Below are 16,130 nucleotides of genomic sequence, written 5' to 3'. Positions count from 1 at the left end.
CTTGTTGCGCCGCCTGCTGCGTCCCGTGCTGGACCCGTACCGGCGCTACCGTCACGCCCGGCTGATCCACGCGGTGCGGGTCGCCCTCGGCCTGATCGCCACCATCCTCTTGACCACCGGCCTCAACCTGCCCCACGGCGAATGGGCCTCGGTGACCATGCTGGTGGTGATCGGCGGCCTGCAGCACCACGGCAACATCGGCAAGAAAGCCGCCGAGCGAGCCATCGGCACCCTGGTGGGCGCCGGGGTCGGCCTGGTGCTGGTGGTGCAGCAGGCGTACTTCGGCCAGCCCTGGCTGACCTACCTGGGGATGTCGGCGGTGTGCGGCTACTTTTCCTATCACGCCATCGGCAAGGGCGGCTACACCGCGCTGCTGGCGGCGATCACCGTGTTCATCGTCGCCGGCCACGGCGACAACCAGGTCAGCGACGGCCTATGGCGTGCGGTGGACATCCTCATCGGCATTGCCCTGGCCCTGGCGTTTTCCTTCGCCATTCCGCTGTACGCGGTGTACTCCTGGCGCTACAACCTGGCCAGCGCCCTGCGCGACTGCGCCCAGCTGTACGGACGGATCGTCCAAGGCCAGTCGGTGACCGACGACGAACACCTCAAGCTCCTGGGCCGGGTCAACGCCGCCATGCTGCAACTGCGTTCGCTGATGCCGTCGGTGTCCAAGGAAGTGCGGATTTCCATGACCGAGCTGGACGCCATCCAGCGCAATCTGCGGATGTGCATCAGCACCCTGGAGATCCTCGGCAACACCCGCCCCGATGCCGGCGACCGGCAGGCCATGGCGCAGATGCAACAGCTGCTCAAGGCCGAACACCGGCAGATTCGCGTACAGCTGATCGGCATGGCCCGGGCCCTGCAATCGGGGGTTACCCAGCGCCTGGAAAAAGCCGTGGAAGGCAGCCCCGAGAACGCCCTGGAAGCGCCGGTGTATTCGGCCCTGGACGGCTATCGACTGCTCACCCGGCAGCTGGCGGCGACCCTGGGCGAGATGCGCCAGCGCCTGGGCAAGAGCGCCCAGCATTGGAAGATCTAGGCCCTAGGCTTTGTACGAGAAGCCTTGATACTCGGTGATGCTGCGTTGAAAACGGTCTCGTGCGCGAGTCCGATCGGAATGCTCATTGACAACCCGTAAAGTCGAACGCGACCCCGGCCGTTCCTCGACCGTTTTCGCCTTGCCTGACCTTCGTCTCAAAACTTTTCGCACAGAGCCTAGAACAGCTCGCTGAAGGGAATGAAACGCGCCGAGTCGCCCACCTGCAGGGTGTGGCCCTCAAGCACCTCCACCAGGCCATCGGCCCAGCTGGCCCCCAACAGCACCCCGGAACTCTGGTTCGGATAGAGCACGGCGCGGCCGTGCTCCAGGCGCGCCCGCAGGTATTCCCGGCGGCTGCCGGCCTTGGGCCAGGCGAAGGCCACCGGCACTGCGACACTCAGCGGCGCCACCTCCTGCACCCCTTGAATCCGCAACAGGTAGGCCCGGGCCAGCAGGCCGAAGGTCACCAGGGCCGAGGCCGGGTTGCCCGGCAGGCCGATCACCGGCACCTGGCCGAAGTGGCCCACGGTCAGCGGCTTGCCGGGCTTGATCGCGAGCTTCCAGAACAGCGGTCGGCCGTTGTTCCTCAGCACCTGGCCCAGGCAATCGGCATCCCCCGCCGAGACCCCGCCAGTGGTCAGGATCAGGTCCGCGCCATGCTGCAACTGTTCCAGCCTGAGCCGGGTCTGCTGCGGCTGGTCGGGCAGAATCCCGGCGTCGATGACCTCGCATCCCAGGCTGTCGAGCCAGTGGCGGAGCAAGGTGCGGTTGCTGTTGTAGATGCAACCGGGGCGCATCGGCGTGCCCGGTTCCAGCAACTCATCGCCGGTGGACAGCAACGCCACCCGCGGACGGCGCACCACTTGCAGCTCGGTGCAGCCCTGAGCGGCGGCCAGCGCCAGCTCGAAAGGCCCCAGGCGCTTGCCGGCCGGCAACAGCACCTGGCCGACACGGTTTTCCTGGCCCTGGGGGCGAATGTTCTGCCCCGGCTTCAGGGCCTGGGTGAAGCGCACCCGGCCATCCTCCTGCCGCTCGACGTTCTCCTGCATCTCCACGCAATCGGCGCCGGCCGGCAGCGGCGCGCCGGTGAAGATCCGCGCACAGCTGCCCGGCTGCAAGGGATCGCCGGGCTGGCCGGCAAAGATCGTCTGCGACACCGGCAGTGGCTGGCCGTCCCAGTGCTGCAGGTTGAGGGCGTAACCGTCCATGGCGCTGTTAGGCCAGGGCGGCAGGTCCAGGGTCGCCACCAGGTCAGTGGCCAGCACCCGTTGCCGGGCTTTGTCCACGGCCTGGGTTTCACTCTCCGCCAGGCGCTGGGCATCGGCCATGGCCAGCAGGCTGGCCAATGCATCTTCCAGCGGCATCAGGGAACCCTGGCTCATCCGCGCGACTCGCAGGCCTGCACCGGCTTGAGGTGCGGCACGAAATTGCACGGCCGGTGGCGGGCATCCAGTTGCTCGGCGAGGATGCCTTCCCAGGCCGTGCGGCAGGCCCCGGTGGAGCCCGGCAGGCAGCACACCAGGGTGCCGTTGGCCAGCCCGGCCAGGGCCCGGCTCTGCACCGTGGAGGTGCCGATATCGAGAATCGAGATGGCGCGGAACAGCTCGCCGAAACCGTCGATGTGCTTGTCCAGCAGGCAGCTCACGGCTTCCGGGGTGCTGTCGCGGCCGGTGAAGCCGGTGCCGCCGGTGATCAGCACCACCTGGATGCGCTCATCGGCGATCCAGGCCGCCACCTGGGCGCGGATCTTGTACAGGTCGTCCTTGAGCAGGTTGCGCTCGCTCAGGGTGTGACCGGCTTCCAGCAGGCGACTGACCAGCAGTTGCCCGGAGGTGTCCGTGGCGTACTCCCGGGTATCGCTGACTGTCAGCACGGCTATGTTCAAGGGTACAAACAACGCATCCGACTTCACGCTCATGTCATTCTCCGACCGGCAAGATAAAAACCATGGGCTCAGGCTAAGGGCGCCAAAGCGCGGCTGTCTAATCGTTCTGGCTGACCGGATTATCGATCCGCTCTATCGTCACCGGGCCCCGGCGGCCCGGCCGATAAGCCGGATCGATCGGCCATTCAACATTTGCGATTGGACGCGCTCGAAAGACAATGCGATGGTTGCGCCACCCACCGGATATGCACCCGACCATGACCCCGACCCGCCCTGCCCCGACCCTCTCCCCGCCCTGCTCGATCCTGCTGCTGGCGGGAGGGCGCGGCTCGCGCATGGGCGGTCGCGACAAGGGCCTGGTGACCTGGCAGGGCCGGCCCTTGATTGCCCATGTGCAGGCCACGGTGCGGCCCTTCAGCGACGACCTAATCATTTCCTGCAACCGCAACGCCGAGCAGTACCGGCCCTATGCCGATCGCCTGGTGGCGGATGAGCAGGCAGACTTTCCCGGCCCCATGGCCGGCGTGCTGGCGGGCCTGGCAGTGGCCCGGCACCCCTGGCTGCTGGTGCTGGCCTGCGACGCGCCGCGGATCGACGGCGCGCTGATCCAGGCGCTGCTGGATGCCCGCCCGGCGGCCCCCCTCAGCCCGTTGATGGTGCAGCAGGACGGACAGTGGCAACCCATGTTCAGCCTGATACCCACGGCCCTGGCAGCCCGCTTGCGCACCGCCTGGGAGCGCGGCGAGCGCAGCCTGCTGCGGGCCCTCGCCGCCCATGGCCTGAAGCCTTTGCCCTGCGCCGCCGACGATCCGCGGCTGAGCAACTTCAACACCCCTGAACTACTGTCTGAAACAGACCAAGGGCCCGTGGCCTGAACGCCGACGGTGTGCCCCGAGGGTTCGGCCCGGGAAGACTGAACGTCTTTCCACGAACCGGACACCTGCGTTAATACTGACTCCGATTCCCTTCACCACAGGTGCCATTGTGGACATCAAGCAACTCAAGTTTCTGATCGCCCTGGAGCAGACCCGGCACTTCGGCCAGGCTGCCGCGCGCTGCCACATTACCCAGCCGACCCTGTCCATGCGCCTGCGCAACCTGGAGGACGAGCTGGACCTGATCCTGGTGACCCGCGGCCAGCGCTTCGAAGGCTTCACCGAGGCCGGCGAGCGGGTCCTGGCCTGGGCCAAGACCCTGCTGGCGGCCCATGACGGGCTGTTCGCCGAGGCCGCCGCCTGCCGCGGGCAACTGGTGGGTAACCTGCGCCTGGGCCTGGTGCCGCTGAGCGGCTTCAACCCCATCAGCTATGTGCAGAAGCTCTCGGCGAGCTTTCCCGAGCTCAAGTTCAGCCTGTCGTCCGCCAGCTCCGACCGGATCATCGAGGACATCGGCAACAACCAGCTGGACCTCGGGGTCTGCTACCTGGACCACGTCAACCCCAACTACCTGGACTTCTTCGAGATCGGCGAGACCCGGGTCGGCCTGCTCTACGACACCCGGCACTTTCATTTCGAAGGCAGCGAAATGAGCTGGGAAGACGCCGCCGAGCTGCCCCTGGGCATGCTCAGCACCGGCATGCACTATCGCAAGTCCATCGACCTGAGCTTTCGCAGCCGCGGCCTGAACCCGACGCCGATCCTGGAAAGCGATTCCACCTACCAGCTGTTCCAGGCTATCCACGAGGGCTTCTGCTGCTCGATCATGCCCCTGGACAGCGGCCTGGATTCGCCCATCGACAACCTGGCCTTTATCCAGCTGCCGGATGCCAGCGTGCTGGCGCCCCTGGGACTGGTGATGCGCAAGACCGAACCGCGCTCGGCGATTGCCGAAAAGTGCTTCGCCGAAGCCAGGAAACTCTTTGCCATCAAGGGCGAATGAACGCCCCCGGAGCCAGCGTGCCCCGGAGTGAATCGACTGTATTGAGGTGTCGTCATGGTTTGCCGTATCGAACAATCGGAGCAACAGCCCGAGGCCAATGCACCGGCCCCCGCGCCGCAGCGCGTGACCTATCGCGAATACAGCCCCGAGGGCGGAGTGGCCGAGGCGCCGCTGGCCGCCGAGATTGCTCTGGCCATCACCTACAACGGCCTGAGCCAGGCGGTGATGATGGTGTCTCCCGGCAACCTGGAGGATTTCATTCGCGGCTTCAGCATCACCAACGACATCGTCAGCGACCTCAGCGAAATCTACGACATCCGCCTGAGCCACTTTCCCCAGGCCTGCCAGGCCGATGTGCAGATTTCCAGCCGGGCCTTCTGGGCCCTCAAGGACCATCGCCGGCAGATGGCCGGGACCAGCGGCTGCGGGTTATGCGGCGTGGAGGCCTTGGAACAGGCGCTGCCGCAACTGCAGATACTCGAACCTTCGCCCCTGCCCCCCGCCGAACACCTGCAGGGCCTGCGCGAGCGCATCGAACAGGCCCAGCACATGGCCCGCAGCAGCGGCGCCCTGCACGCGGCGCTGTATATCGACGAACAGGGTGACGTGCGCCTGTGCCAGGAAGACATCGGCCGCCACAACGCCCTGGACAAGCTGATCGGCGCCCTGCTGAACGCCGGAATCGATGGCCGCCAGGGCTTCACCGTGGTCACCAGCCGCTGCAGCCTGGAGCTGATCCACAAGGCGGTGCGCGCCCGCCTCGGCACCCTGGTCAGCCTCTCTGCGCCCACCGCACTGACCGTGCAATGGGCCAACAAGCACCACCTGAACCTGATCCACGTGCCTCACCGCAATGCCCCGCGGATCTACAGCCCGATCTGAATCCCCCTCGGTGGCTCAAAACCTGAATCTGTGATCTAGCTGATAGACCGCGGATTCAGGCCTTGGGAAGGCTGCGCCTTCCAGCGGGAGCGAGCTCCCTCTCCACAAAAAAGCTTTTCGACATTGCCCTCGGTGTGAGTCCCCCAGCGTGGCGAGGGAGCTTGCTCCCGATCGGGCGCGCAGCGGCCGCAGAACCTGAATCCGCGATCCAGCTGACAGGCCGCGGACTCAGGGCTTGGGAAGGCTGCGCCTTCCAGCGGGAGCGAGCTCCCTCGCCACAAAAAAACCTTTCAACATCGCCCTCGGTGTAAGCCCCCCAGCGTGGCGAGGGAGCTTGCTCCCGATCGGGCGCGCAGCGGCCGCAGAACCTGAATCCGCGATCCAGCTGACAGGCCGCGGACTCAGGGCTTGGGAAGGCTGCGCCTTCCAACGGGAGCGGGCGTCCTCACCACAAAAAAGCCTTTCGACATCGCACTCGGTGTGAGTCCCTCGCCACAAGAAACGATGCAAACGATTACCAACGTTCGGCCGCCTGCCGGTCGCTCTCGCGCCCGTCGATCCAGCGTTCGCCGCAGGGGGTGACTTCGCGCTTCCAGAACGGTGCGCGGGTCTTGAGGTAATCCATGATGAAGGCGCAGGCCTCGAACGCCGCTTGGCGGTGGGCGCTGGCCACGCCGACGAAGACGATGGGCTCGCCCACCTGCAGCAACCCTACCCGATGCACCAGGCGCACCCGGTTCAGCGGCCAGCGCGCCTGGGCCTGTTGCACGATGCCCTGCAGCGAGCGCTCGGTCATGCCCGGGTAGTGCTCCAGGAACAGGCTCTGCACCGAGTCACCGAGGTTGAGATCGCGCACATAGCCAACGAAGGTCACCACGCCGCCGACACTGGAGTCGCCGGCCTGCAGGCCGGCAGTGAGTTGATCCAGGTTGAAGGCCTGGGTCTGCACCTGAATGCCCATGCCTCAGCCCCCGGTCACTTGGGGAAAGAAGGCGATTTCATCGAAGTCCTCGATCACCGCGTCGAGCTTGCACAAATCCTGGTTCAGTGCGCACATCAGGCTGTTCTCCCCCAGCACCGCGGCCCAGGTTTCACCCCGGGCCATCAGTCGCCGGCGCAGGTCATCGACAGTGCGCAAGCCGGCGTCCAGGGGCAGCTTCTCGCCGCCGCTGCCCAGTTGTTCGCGATAGCGGGCAAAGTAGTTGACCAGAATCATTGTGCTGCTCCTGCGATGAAAACCCCTGATTTGCCGCCCTGCTTGCTCAGCAGGTGCAGGCCCTCGATGACCATGCCGCGGTCCACCGCCTTGCACATGTCGTAGATCGTCAGCGCCGCGACGCTGGCGGCGGTCATGGCTTCCAGTTCGACCCCGGTGGCGCCGTTGAGCCGGCAGCAGGTGGTGATCTGCACTCGGTCCGGCGGCAGCGCCTGCAGCTCGACGTGGATACCGCTGAGCAGCAACGGGTGGCACAGGGGGATCAGTTCGTGGGTCTTCTTCGCCGCCATGATTGCGGCGATGCGCGCCACGGCGAACACGTCGCCCTTGGGGTGCCCCTGGTCCTGGATCAGCTGCAGGGTGGCCGGGAGCATGCGCACCCAGGCCCGGGCCTGGGCCTCGCGTTCGGTGGCCGGTTTGGCGGTGACATCCACCATGCTGGCCCGGCCCTGGGCATCCAGGTGAGTGAGTGGGTTCATGTGCAACCTCGGATAAGGACAGTGGTTCAGCTCAGGACATAGTCCACCGGCAACAGCACCGGCGGCAGTTCGGTGGCCCCCTGGGCCTCGAGGATCTCGCGCTCGATGTTGCGCACGATGGCGTTCAGCGGCAGGTCGTTCTCGTCGTGGCCAAAGGGGTCTTCCAGCTCGTCGCCAATGGCGTCCAGGCCGAAGAAGGTGTAGCTGACGATGGCGGTGAAAATCGGCGTCAGCCAGCCCAGGGGCTCGGCCATGGCAAAGGGCAGGAGGATGCAGAACATGTAGCTGGTGCGGTGCAGCAGCAAGGTGTAGGGAAACGGCAGCGGCGTGCTCTTGATCCGCTCGCAGGTGGTTTGCGCGCCGGTCAGCGCCGCCAGGTGGTTGGCCAGCAGCTGGTAGCGCCACTCGCTGATCCGGCCCGCCAGGGCCTGCTCCGAACACTGGCGCGCCACCTGGCGCAGGAGGCTGTCCGGCAGGTTGCTGGTGGTGGCCGGCGGCAGCTGGCTGAGCCAGGTTTCGGCAGCGCCCAGTTCATCTTCCTGGCGCAGCCGGGCCTTGAGGGCCTGGGCAAAGCCGCACAGGTCGCCGAGGATCGCGCGGCGCGCCCCGGCCTCCTCCAGCACCTGGGTTTCGCGGATCAGCGAGCGCACCTCGGTGACCAGCGTGCCCAGGGCCTTGCGCGCCTCATACCAACGGTCGTAGCAGGCGTTGTTGCGAAAGCTCATGAAGATCGACAGCGACAGGCCGAGCAAGGTGAAAGGCGTGGCGTTGACCTTGGAAAAGTACGCCGGGTGCAGGGTCTCGATCAGCACGATGGCCGAGGCCAGCAGGGTCACCAGCAGGCTGCGCAAGGCGATGCGCTTGGCAATCGAGCCCTTGAGGGAGATCAGCACGCTGATCAGGTTGGGTTTGGATCGGACGATCATCGCGGCGAAACCTGTGCACGAAGGAAAGCGGTAAAGACCGGGGTTTCAACCGCCGGTCATGTTCATAAAGCGCACCACTTGCAGCTCGTCGTTGAGTTCGAAGTGGTGGCGGTAGGGTTTGAGTTTCATCGCCTCGACCATGGCCCGCTGCAAACGCTCGGTATCGCCGGGATGGGCCCGCAGAACGGCCTTGAGGTCCACCGAGTGCTCGTTGCCCAGGCACAACAGCAAGCGCCCTTCCACCGTCAACCGGACACGGTTGCAGGTGCCGCAGAAGTTGTGGCTGTGGGGCGAGATGAAGCCCAGGCGGATCTGCGGCGCCTCGGCCAGGCGCCAGTAGCGCGACGGGCCCTGGGTCGACTCGGCGGACTCCATCAGGGTGTAGCGCTCGGCGATCCGCTCGCGGACCTGGGCACTGGAAAAGAACGCGTCGCGACGACTGTGCTCGCTGATGCTGCCCAGGGGCATCTCCTCGATAAACGAGATGTCCAGACCGCGGTCGATGGCAAAGGCCACCAGCTCGTTGATCTCGCGGTCGTTGCGGCCTTTCATCACCACGCAATTGAGCTTGGTGCGCGCAAAACCGGCGGCGATCGCCGCGTCGATGCCGGCGATCACCTGGCTCAGTTCGCCGGTGCGGGTCAGCTGGCGAAACAGCCCCGGGTCGAGGCTGTCGAGGCTGATGTTGAGGCGCTTGACCCCGGCCTCGAACAGCGGCGCGGCGAGCTTGCCCAGCTGCGAGCCGTTGGTGGTCAGGCACAGCTCCCGCAACCCGGGCAATTGCCCGATGCGCTGACACAATTGCACCACCCCGGGACGGATCAATGGCTCGCCACCGGTGAGGCGGATCTTGCGTGTACCCAGGGCGACGAAACCCGCGGCCAGCTGGTACAGCTCCTCCAGGGTCAGGATGCGTTGGCGCGGCAGGAACTGCATGTCCTCGGCCATGCAATACACACAGCGGAAGTCGCAGCGGTCGGTCACCGACATGCGCAAGTAGTCGATCCGTCGGGCAAAGCCATCCACCAATACTTGATCTGACATCACAGCCTCTGTCGACGGTTACGACCCTGGGGTCTTAGTTGCAGTTTTTGTCCATTAACGGCCATTGGACAAGTTGTTGGCGGCAAGACTAAGAGTGATTAAAAGTGGCGTCCAATCGCTATTAACAACCGATTGATCAATGCAATCTATCAGCGGCAAAAGCACCCTTTACCGGCATTCAAACAACAAGATAAATCGTTGATTTTTAATTAATTAAAGACTTGATAGAGGCTTTCGATCAACCGGTCATTAATTGCGATTAGACAGCCGACACAGGCGCCGAATAGGCTTTATTCGCGGCCCATGAAACGGGCCCTATAAGTGATTCCGTTGCCCCAAGCAGTCCGAACTTAAACGGCTTCACCACAAAACCGCATTTAGCCTGTGCAGTTAAACAATCACTGACATCGATTATTTGTCGGGCGGTTGCCTGCGTGCGCTGTATTGGAGAAATATCATGAGCGAAGTTGATCGATATAAACCCTACAAGGGGGCGGCCGCCGGTTGGGGGGCACTGATCGCGGTGACCAGGAACTGGCTGGGCAGCGAGAACGCCTTCAAGAACATCCGCGCCATGCTCAAGACCAACCAGAACGGCGGCTTCGACTGCCCGGGCTGCGCCTGGGGCGAGTCGCCGGAAAACGGCATGGTCAAGTTCTGCGAGAACGGCGCCAAGGCGGTCAACTGGGAAGCCACCGGGCGCCTGGTGAACCCGGCGTTCTTCAACAAGTACACGGTCTCGGCCCTGGCCGCGCAGAGCGACTACTGGCTTGAATACCAGGGCCGCCTGACCCACCCGATGCGCTACGACGCCACCCAGGACCGCTACGTGGAAACCACCTGGGACCAAGCCTTCGAGCTGATCGCCAGCCACCTCAAGGGCCTGGACTCGCCGAACCAGGCGGAGTTCTACACCTCGGGCCGGGCCAGTAACGAAGCGGCCTACCTGTACCAGCTGTTCGTGCGCGCCTATGGCACCAACAACTTTCCCGACTGCTCGAACATGTGCCACGAGGCCAGCGCCGTGGGCATGTTCGAAAGCGTCGGCGTGGGCAAGGGCACCGTGGTGTTCCATGACCTGGAAGAAGCCGACGCGATCTTCGTCATCGGCCAGAACCCCGGCACCAACCACCCACGGATGCTCGAACCCCTGCGCGAAGCGGTGAAGCGCGGGGCCCAGGTGATCTGCTTCAACCCGCTCAAAGAGCGCGGGCTGGAACGCTTCCAGCATCCGCAACACCCGCTGGAGATGCTCACCAACGGCTCCGAACCCACCTCCTCGGCCTACTTCCGTCCGGCCCTGGGCGGCGACATGGCGGCCTTTCGCGGCATCGCCAAGTTCCTCCTGCGCTGGGAGCGCGAAGCCCTGGCCAACAACGGCGAGCCAGTGTTCGATCGGGCCTTCATCGCCGAACACACCTCGGGGCTGGACAGTTACCTGGCCGAGGTCGATGCCACGTCCTGGAACCATATCCTCGAACAGTCCGGCCTGAGCATGGCCGATATCGAACTGGCGGCGCGCATGTACCGCAAGGCCAAGCGCACCATCATGTGCTGGGCCATGGGCTTGACCCAGCACACCCACTCGGTGCCGACCATCCAGGAAGTGATCAACGTGCTGTTGCTGCGGGGCAACATCGGTCGCCCCGGCGCCGGCCTGTCGCCGGTGCGCGGCCACAGCAACGTGCAGGGCGACCGCACCATGGGCATCAACGAACTGGCGCCCAGCGAGCTGCTCGATGCCCTGGAGGCGCGCTTTGGCTTCAAGCCGCCGCGGGAGCACGGGCACAACACGGTGATGGCGATTTCGGCCATGGAACAGGGCCGGGCCAAGGTGTTCATCGGCCTGGGCGGCAACTTCGCCCAGGCCACCCCGGACACCCCGCGTACCCACGCCGCCCTGCGCAACTGCGAGCTCACCGTGCACATCGCCACCAAGCTCAACCGCAGCCACCTGGTGACCGGGCGCGAGGCGCTGATCCTGCCGTGCCTGGGTCGTACCGATATCGATATCCAGGCCAACGGCCCGCAAGGCATCACCGTGGAAGACACCTTCAGCATGGTGCACATCTCCCACGGCCAGCTGAAACCCAAGTCGCCGCACCTGCGCTCGGAACCGGCGATCATCGCCGGCATTGCCAACGCCACCCTGGGCCGTCACCCCATCGACTGGCTGTGGGTGATCGAAGACTACGGGCGCATCCGCGACCTGATCGCCGACACCATCCCCGGGTTCGAGGACTTCAATCTCAAACTGCTGAACCCCGGCGGCTTCCACCTGGGCAACGACGCCAGCCAGCGGCGCTGGAACACCGCCACCGGCAAGGCGCGCTTCATTCCCAGCGTGCTGCCGGAGCACCTGGTCAGCGCCGGGGTGCGCAAGCTCAAGGTCAAGCCGGACCTGATCCTGCAGACCATGCGTTCCCACGACCAGTACAACACCACCCTGTATGGCCTGGACGACCGCTATCGCGGGGTCTACGGCATGCGCGAGGTGCTGTTCGCCAACGAGCAGGACATTCGCCAGCTGGGCTTCGAACCGGGGCAGAAGGTCGACATCGTCTCGCTGTGGGATGACGGTCGCGAGCGTCGGGTCAGCGGTTTCACCCTGATCGCCTACGACATTCCCGCCGGCCAGTCTGCCGCCTACTACCCGGAGACCAACCCCCTGGTGCCCCTGGAGAGCTATGGCGACCGCACCTATACGCCGACGTCCAAGTTCATCGCCATCCGCCTGGAGCCGGCGGCGGCCAGCAACCTGATCCAGTCCGTCAGCGCTTGACCCGGCCGGGGCGGCCAAGGCGCCGCTCCAGCCTGCCCCGCGCAGCCTTCTGCCGTACGCCGCGAACCCTGGTTCACGGCGGCGGCCGGCGCCTGCCCGGGCCCCCAGCCATCACGAGGGTTTCGTCATGTTTCATCTACAGGCGCTCGACCTGGCACGCATCCAGTTTGCGTTCACGGTCTCGTTCCACATCATCTTTCCCGCCATCACCATCGGCCTGGCCAGTTTCCTGGCAGTGCTCGAAGGGTTGTGGCTCAAGACCCACAACAACACCTACAAGGACCTGTATCACTTCTGGTCGAAGATCTTCGCCGTCAACTTCGGCATGGGCGTGGTCTCCGGCCTGGTCATGGCCTATGAATTCGGCACCAACTGGAGCCGCTTCTCGGACTTTGCCGGAAGCATCACCGGGCCCTTGCTGACCTACGAGGTGCTGACCGCGTTCTTCCTGGAGGCGGGCTTTCTCGGGGTCATGCTGTTCGGCTGGAACCGGGTCGGCCGCGGGCTGCACTTCTTCGCCACGGTGATGGTGGCCATCGGCACCCTGATCTCGACCTTCTGGATCCTCGCCTCCAACAGCTGGATGCAGACGCCCCAGGGCTTCTCCATCGTCGACGGGCGGATCATGCCCATGGACTGGCTGGCGATCGTGTTCAACCCGTCGTTCCCCTTCCGCCTGATGCACATGGCGATCGCCGCCTTTGTTGCCACGGCGTTCTTCGTCGGCTCCAGCGCCGCCTGGCACCTGCTGCGGGGCAATAACACGCCGCCGGTGCGCAAGATGCTGTCGATGGCGCTGTGGATGGCGCTGATCGTGGCGCCGATCCAGGCGGTGGTCGGTGACGCCCATGGCCTCAATACCCTGGAACATCAACCGGCGAAGATCGCCGCCATCGAAGGCCACTGGGAAAACCACGGCAACGAGCCGTCGCCCCTGGTGCTGTTCGGCATTCCCAACATGGACACGGAGAAAACCGACTACGCCGTGGAAGTGCCCTACCTGGGCAGCCTGATCCTGACCCACAGCCTGGACAAGCAGATCCCCGCGCTCAAGAGCTTCCCCAGGGAAGACCGGCCCAACTCGGCCATCGTGTTCTTCAGCTTCCGCATCATGGCCGGGCTGGGCATGTTGATGATCCTCACCGGGGCGCTGGGCCTGCTGCTGCGGCGCAACGGCGCGCTGTACCGCAACCGCCTGTTCCTGCGCCTGGTGCTGTGGATGGGCCCCAGTGGCCTGATCGCCCTGCTGGCGGGCTGGATCACCACCGAAGTCGGGCGCCAGCCCTGGGTGGTGTACGGCCTGCTGCGCACCAGCGACGCCGCGTCCAACCACAGCGTGGCGCAGTTGAGCATCTCCCTGGCGCTGTTCGTGGCGATCTACTTCTCGGTGTTCGCGGTGGGCATCGGCTACATGATGAAGCTGGTGCGCAAGGGCCCGCAGCCCCATCACGAGCATCCGCCGAGCGGCCCTGCCGGCCAGGAGCCGACCCCGCGCCGTCCGCTGTCCGCGATCGCCGAGACCTTTGCGTCCAGCGACCACCACCACTGATACAAGGGATATCGACATGACGATTCAAGGCATAGACCTGTCGTTGATCTGGGGCGTGATCATTGCCTTCGGGGTGATGATGTACGTGATCATGGACGGCTTCGACCTGGGGCTGGGGATTCTCTTTCCGCTGATCCCCGACGCCCGGGAACGGGACGTGATGATGAACACCGTGGCCCCGGTCTGGGACGGTAACGAAACCTGGCTGATCCTCGGTGGCGCGGCGCTGTACGGGGCCTTCCCCCTGGCCTATTCGGTGATCCTCGAAGCCCTGTACCTGCCGCTGATCTTCATGCTGGCGGGGCTGATCTTCCGAGGCGTGGCCTTCGAGTTCCGCTTCAAGGCCAGCCCCGAGCGGCGGCACGTCTGGGACTGGGCGTTCATCGGCGGCTCGCTGCTGGCGACCCTGTGCCAGGGCATCGTGATCGGCACTTACATTTCCGGCATCCCGGTGCTCAACCGGCAGTTCGCCGGCGGCGCCCTGGACTGGCTGGCGCCCTTCCCGCTGTTTTGCGGCCTGGGGCTGATCGTGGCCTACGCGCTGCTGGGCAGCACCTGGCTGCTGGTCAAGACCGAGGGCATGCTCGAAGCGCGCATGCGCCACTACACCCGGCCCCTGGCGTTCGCGCTGATGGCGGTGGTGGCGGTGTTGTGCGTCTGGACCCCGCTGCTGCACCCGGAGATTGCCACCCGCTGGTTCAGCCATGCCCATATCGTGATCTTCGGTGTGCTGCTGGTGCTGGGTCTGCTGGCGTTGTGCGGGCTGCTGGGGACCTTGCGCCAGCATCATTCCCACTGGCCGTTCGTGTTCACCCTGGTGCTGGTGTTCCTCGGCTACATCGGCCTGGCGTTCAGCATCTGGCCGAACATCGTGCCGCCGTCCATCAGCCTGTGGGACGCGGCATCGCCCCTGACCAGCCAGCTGTTCATCCTGATCGGCACCTTGTTCATCCTGCCGATCATCCTGATGTACACCTGCTGGAGCTACTACGTGTTCCGCGGCAAAGTGAGGATTGGCGATGGCTACCATTGATCGGGCAAAGCCCCTGCCCTGGCACAGGACGGTGGCGCAACTGAGCCTGCTGTTCATCGGCGCCTTGCTGATGCTCGCCTGCAGCGGCGCGCTGATGCTGGAGCTGGCCCATGGATAAACTCACCACACCCCCCGCGCAACCGGCACCCGGCTGGCAGCGCCTGCTGTGGATGCTCGGCATCTGGCTGGCCAGCGTCATCGGCCTGGGGCTGGTGGCCGGCCTGCTGCGCCTGCTGATGCAGGCCGCCGGCATGCACAGCCACTGATAATTGCCGGTCCCCCCTGAAACCCCGGCCCGCAGCAGCGGGTCGGGGTTTTGCGGTTATTGGCCGGTCGGCGCGCGCTCGGCCAGCTGTTCCAGCAGATCGGCGGAAGGCACAAAGAACAGCCCGCCGGTGACTGCGGTACTGAAGTCCAGCAGGCGATCGTAGTTGCCCGCCGGGCGCCCGACGAACATGTTTTCCAGCATCTGCTCCACCGGCCGTGGCGAACGCGCGTAGCCGATGAAGTAGGTGCCGAATTCCCCGGCACCCGGACGGCCGAAGGGCATGTTGTCGCGCAGGATCTTCACCTCCTCGCCGTTCTCTTCCAGGGTGGTCAGGGAACTGTGGGAGCAGCTGGGTTTCACCGATTCGTCGAGTTCGATGTCCGACAGCTTGGTGCGGCCGATGATGCGTTCCTGGGCTTCCACCGTCAGCGCGTTCCAGGCCGTCATGTTGTGCAGGTATTTCTGCACCAGCACGTAGCTGCCGTTGCAGAACGACGGGTCTTCGTCGCCGATCAGGGTGAAATCCACCGCCTCGCGGCCTTCCGGGTTCTCGGTGCCGTCGACGAAGCCGACCATGCTGCGCATGTCGAAATAGCGGAAGCCCTGGACCTCGTCCACCACCGTGACTGCATCGCCCAGGGGCTTGAGCAGTTGCGTGGCCAGCTCGAAGCACAGGTCCATCTGCTCGGCGCGGATGTGCAGCAACAGGTCGCCGGGGGTCGACGGCGCGCGCCGGCCCTCCACGCCCACCTCAATGAAGGGGTGCAGCGACGCCGGACGCGGGCCAGCGAACAGCCGGTCCCAGGCGGCGGAGCCAAAGCCGCAGACACAGGACAGATTGCCCCCCGGCACGCGCTTGCCCACCGAGCGGGTCAGCGCGGCGACGTCGGCGCACCACTCGCGCAGGGTGTGCGCGGCAGCGGCGCCGGGGGCCAGGGTGGCGACGATGAAAATTGCACTGCGGGTGATGGGGTTGCAGATGGCTTGCGGCTCGGGCTTGCGCTCGGCCAGGGAGGAAGACTGGGTCATTGTGGGGTCCACGGGCTGCGGTCGGAAAAGTCACCGACAGGAAATTAGCAGATTGTGGCGGTGGTGAGGGAAGCAGCTGCAAGCGGTGAGCTGCCAGCCGCAAGCTGTTTGCAT

Annotated in this window: 17 protein-coding genes; 9 read left to right on the top strand and 8 right to left on the bottom strand. The window is 65.3% G+C overall.

From position 1 onward, the window contains the following. Positions 1–4 precede the first annotated feature (4 nt). Positions 5–1,045, top strand: coding sequence for an FUSC family protein (locus ACMGG8_RS15955; RefSeq protein WP_414159942.1), 1,041 nt, complete (start codon positions 5–7; stop codon positions 1,043–1,045). Between the two features lie 176 nt (positions 1,046–1,221). On the opposite strand, the gene glp is transcribed toward ACMGG8_RS15955, so the two are convergent. Next, positions 1,222–2,427, bottom strand: coding sequence for a gephyrin-like molybdotransferase Glp (gene glp, locus ACMGG8_RS15950; RefSeq protein WP_414157888.1), 1,206 nt, complete (start codon positions 2,425–2,427; stop codon positions 1,222–1,224). Next, positions 2,424–2,963 (bottom strand): molybdenum cofactor biosynthesis protein B, encoded by a 540-nt coding sequence (moaB, locus tag ACMGG8_RS15945; RefSeq protein WP_060840020.1) that lies wholly within the window; start codon positions 2,961–2,963, stop codon positions 2,424–2,426. Before moaB ends, glp begins: the two co-directional genes overlap by 4 nt. 224 nt (positions 2,964–3,187) lie before the next feature. Here moaB and mobA point away from each other — a divergent pair, with 224 nt between their 5' ends. From mobA to fdhD, 3 genes are all read left to right on the top strand, one after another. Next, positions 3,188–3,805, top strand: a complete 618-nt coding sequence (mobA, locus tag ACMGG8_RS15940) for a molybdenum cofactor guanylyltransferase MobA (RefSeq protein ID WP_414159941.1) — start codon at positions 3,188–3,190, stop codon at positions 3,803–3,805. Between the two features lie 109 nt (positions 3,806–3,914). Next, entirely contained in the window at positions 3,915–4,808 is an 894-nt protein-coding gene (locus ACMGG8_RS15935; RefSeq protein ID WP_102864827.1) for a LysR family transcriptional regulator, read from the top strand. Between the two features lie 54 nt (positions 4,809–4,862). Next, positions 4,863–5,690, top strand: a complete 828-nt coding sequence (gene fdhD, locus ACMGG8_RS15930; protein WP_414157887.1) for a formate dehydrogenase accessory sulfurtransferase FdhD — start codon at positions 4,863–4,865, stop codon at positions 5,688–5,690. Positions 5,691–6,204: 514 nt separating this feature from the next. Here the strand turns inward: fdhD and moaE are convergent. From moaE to moaA, 5 genes are read right to left on the bottom strand one after another with little or no spacing between them, the layout of a single operon-like run. After that, complete coding sequence (moaE, locus tag ACMGG8_RS15925; RefSeq protein ID WP_060844034.1) at positions 6,205–6,651, bottom strand: molybdopterin synthase catalytic subunit MoaE; 447 nt, start codon at positions 6,649–6,651, stop codon at positions 6,205–6,207. A gap of 3 nt (positions 6,652–6,654) precedes the next feature. Then, the gene (locus ACMGG8_RS15920; protein WP_060840024.1) at positions 6,655–6,906 is read right to left on the bottom strand and encodes a MoaD/ThiS family protein; all 252 of its coding nucleotides are present in this window, start codon (positions 6,904–6,906) and stop codon (positions 6,655–6,657) included. Continuing rightward, a complete protein-coding gene (gene moaC / locus ACMGG8_RS15915; protein ID WP_060840025.1) occupies positions 6,903–7,385 on the bottom strand; it encodes a cyclic pyranopterin monophosphate synthase MoaC in 483 nt (160 codons plus the stop codon). The genes ACMGG8_RS15920 and moaC overlap by 4 nt, the downstream gene beginning before the upstream one ends. Before the next feature lie 26 nt (positions 7,386–7,411). Next, entirely contained in the window at positions 7,412–8,311 is a 900-nt protein-coding gene (locus ACMGG8_RS15910) for a bestrophin family protein (RefSeq protein WP_060840026.1), read from the bottom strand. A gap of 45 nt (positions 8,312–8,356) precedes the next feature. Beyond that, the gene (gene moaA / locus ACMGG8_RS15905; protein WP_060840027.1) at positions 8,357–9,355 is read right to left on the bottom strand and encodes a GTP 3',8-cyclase MoaA; all 999 of its coding nucleotides are present in this window, start codon (positions 9,353–9,355) and stop codon (positions 8,357–8,359) included. A 457-nt stretch (positions 9,356–9,812) separates the two neighbouring features. On the opposite strand from moaA, the gene ACMGG8_RS15900 reads away from it, so the two are divergent. The 5 genes from ACMGG8_RS15900 (at position 9,813) to ACMGG8_RS15880 (ending at position 14,985) form a co-directional block, all read left to right on the top strand. Next, on the top strand, positions 9,813–12,137 hold the full coding sequence (locus ACMGG8_RS15900; RefSeq protein WP_060840028.1) for an FdhF/YdeP family oxidoreductase: 2,325 nt from the start codon (positions 9,813–9,815) through the stop codon (positions 12,135–12,137). A 127-nt stretch (positions 12,138–12,264) separates the two neighbouring features. Further along, entirely contained in the window at positions 12,265–13,686 is a 1,422-nt protein-coding gene (locus tag ACMGG8_RS15895) for a cytochrome ubiquinol oxidase subunit I (protein ID WP_060844036.1), read from the top strand. Positions 13,687–13,702: 16 nt separating this feature from the next. Continuing rightward, positions 13,703–14,719, top strand: coding sequence for a cytochrome d ubiquinol oxidase subunit II (gene cydB, locus ACMGG8_RS15890; protein ID WP_414159909.1), 1,017 nt, complete (start codon positions 13,703–13,705; stop codon positions 14,717–14,719). After that, positions 14,706–14,837: a hypothetical protein gene (locus ACMGG8_RS15885; RefSeq protein ID WP_258230369.1), complete on the top strand. Its 132-nt coding sequence runs from the start codon at positions 14,706–14,708 to the stop codon at positions 14,835–14,837. Before cydB ends, ACMGG8_RS15885 begins: the two co-directional genes overlap by 14 nt. Further along, the gene (locus ACMGG8_RS15880; RefSeq protein WP_082729275.1) at positions 14,830–14,985 is read left to right on the top strand and encodes a DUF2474 domain-containing protein; all 156 of its coding nucleotides are present in this window, start codon (positions 14,830–14,832) and stop codon (positions 14,983–14,985) included. The genes ACMGG8_RS15885 and ACMGG8_RS15880 overlap by 8 nt, the downstream gene beginning before the upstream one ends. A 56-nt stretch (positions 14,986–15,041) precedes the next feature. Here ACMGG8_RS15880 and ACMGG8_RS15875 read toward each other — a convergent pair whose 3' ends face one another. Next, the gene (locus ACMGG8_RS15875) at positions 15,042–16,016 is read right to left on the bottom strand and encodes a Dyp-type peroxidase (protein ID WP_060840031.1); all 975 of its coding nucleotides are present in this window, start codon (positions 16,014–16,016) and stop codon (positions 15,042–15,044) included. Between the last annotated feature and the right edge of the window lie 114 nt (positions 16,017–16,130).

Origin of the sequence: Pseudomonas sp. BNK-45 (assembly GCF_047456255.1) — a bacterium.
GTDB lineage: Bacteria > Pseudomonadota > Gammaproteobacteria > Pseudomonadales > Pseudomonadaceae > Aquipseudomonas.
Note: the sequence above shows the minus strand (reverse complement) of the source record. Positions and strands in the feature narration are given on the sequence as shown.

Excerpts from the sequence above, each read along its gene's own strand:
- glp (WP_414157888.1), bottom strand. The coding sequence starts at position 2,427 with ATGAGCCAGGGTTCCCTGATGCCGCTGGAAGATGCATTGGCCAGCCTG.
- moaB (WP_060840020.1), bottom strand. The coding sequence starts at position 2,963 with ATGAGCGTGAAGTCGGATGCGTTGTTTGTACCCTTGAACATAGCCGTG.
- mobA (WP_414159941.1), top strand. The coding sequence starts at position 3,188 with ATGACCCCGACCCGCCCTGCCCCGACCCTCTCCCCGCCCTGCTCGATC.
- fdhD (WP_414157887.1), top strand. The coding sequence starts at position 4,863 with ATGGTTTGCCGTATCGAACAATCGGAGCAACAGCCCGAGGCCAATGCA.
- moaE (WP_060844034.1), bottom strand. The coding sequence starts at position 6,651 with ATGGGCATTCAGGTGCAGACCCAGGCCTTCAACCTGGATCAACTCACT.
- ACMGG8_RS15920 (WP_060840024.1), bottom strand. The coding sequence starts at position 6,906 with ATGATTCTGGTCAACTACTTTGCCCGCTATCGCGAACAACTGGGCAGC.
- moaC (WP_060840025.1), bottom strand. The coding sequence starts at position 7,385 with ATGAACCCACTCACTCACCTGGATGCCCAGGGCCGGGCCAGCATGGTG.
- ACMGG8_RS15910 (WP_060840026.1), bottom strand. The coding sequence starts at position 8,311 with ATGATCGTCCGATCCAAACCCAACCTGATCAGCGTGCTGATCTCCCTC.
- moaA (WP_060840027.1), bottom strand. The coding sequence starts at position 9,355 with ATGTCAGATCAAGTATTGGTGGATGGCTTTGCCCGACGGATCGACTAC.
- ACMGG8_RS15900 (WP_060840028.1), top strand. The coding sequence starts at position 9,813 with ATGAGCGAAGTTGATCGATATAAACCCTACAAGGGGGCGGCCGCCGGT.
- ACMGG8_RS15895 (WP_060844036.1), top strand. The coding sequence starts at position 12,265 with ATGTTTCATCTACAGGCGCTCGACCTGGCACGCATCCAGTTTGCGTTC.
- cydB (WP_414159909.1), top strand. The coding sequence starts at position 13,703 with ATGACGATTCAAGGCATAGACCTGTCGTTGATCTGGGGCGTGATCATT.
- ACMGG8_RS15885 (WP_258230369.1), top strand. The coding sequence starts at position 14,706 with ATGGCTACCATTGATCGGGCAAAGCCCCTGCCCTGGCACAGGACGGTG.
- ACMGG8_RS15880 (WP_082729275.1), top strand. The coding sequence starts at position 14,830 with ATGGATAAACTCACCACACCCCCCGCGCAACCGGCACCCGGCTGGCAG.
- ACMGG8_RS15875 (WP_060840031.1), bottom strand. The coding sequence starts at position 16,016 with ATGACCCAGTCTTCCTCCCTGGCCGAGCGCAAGCCCGAGCCGCAAGCC.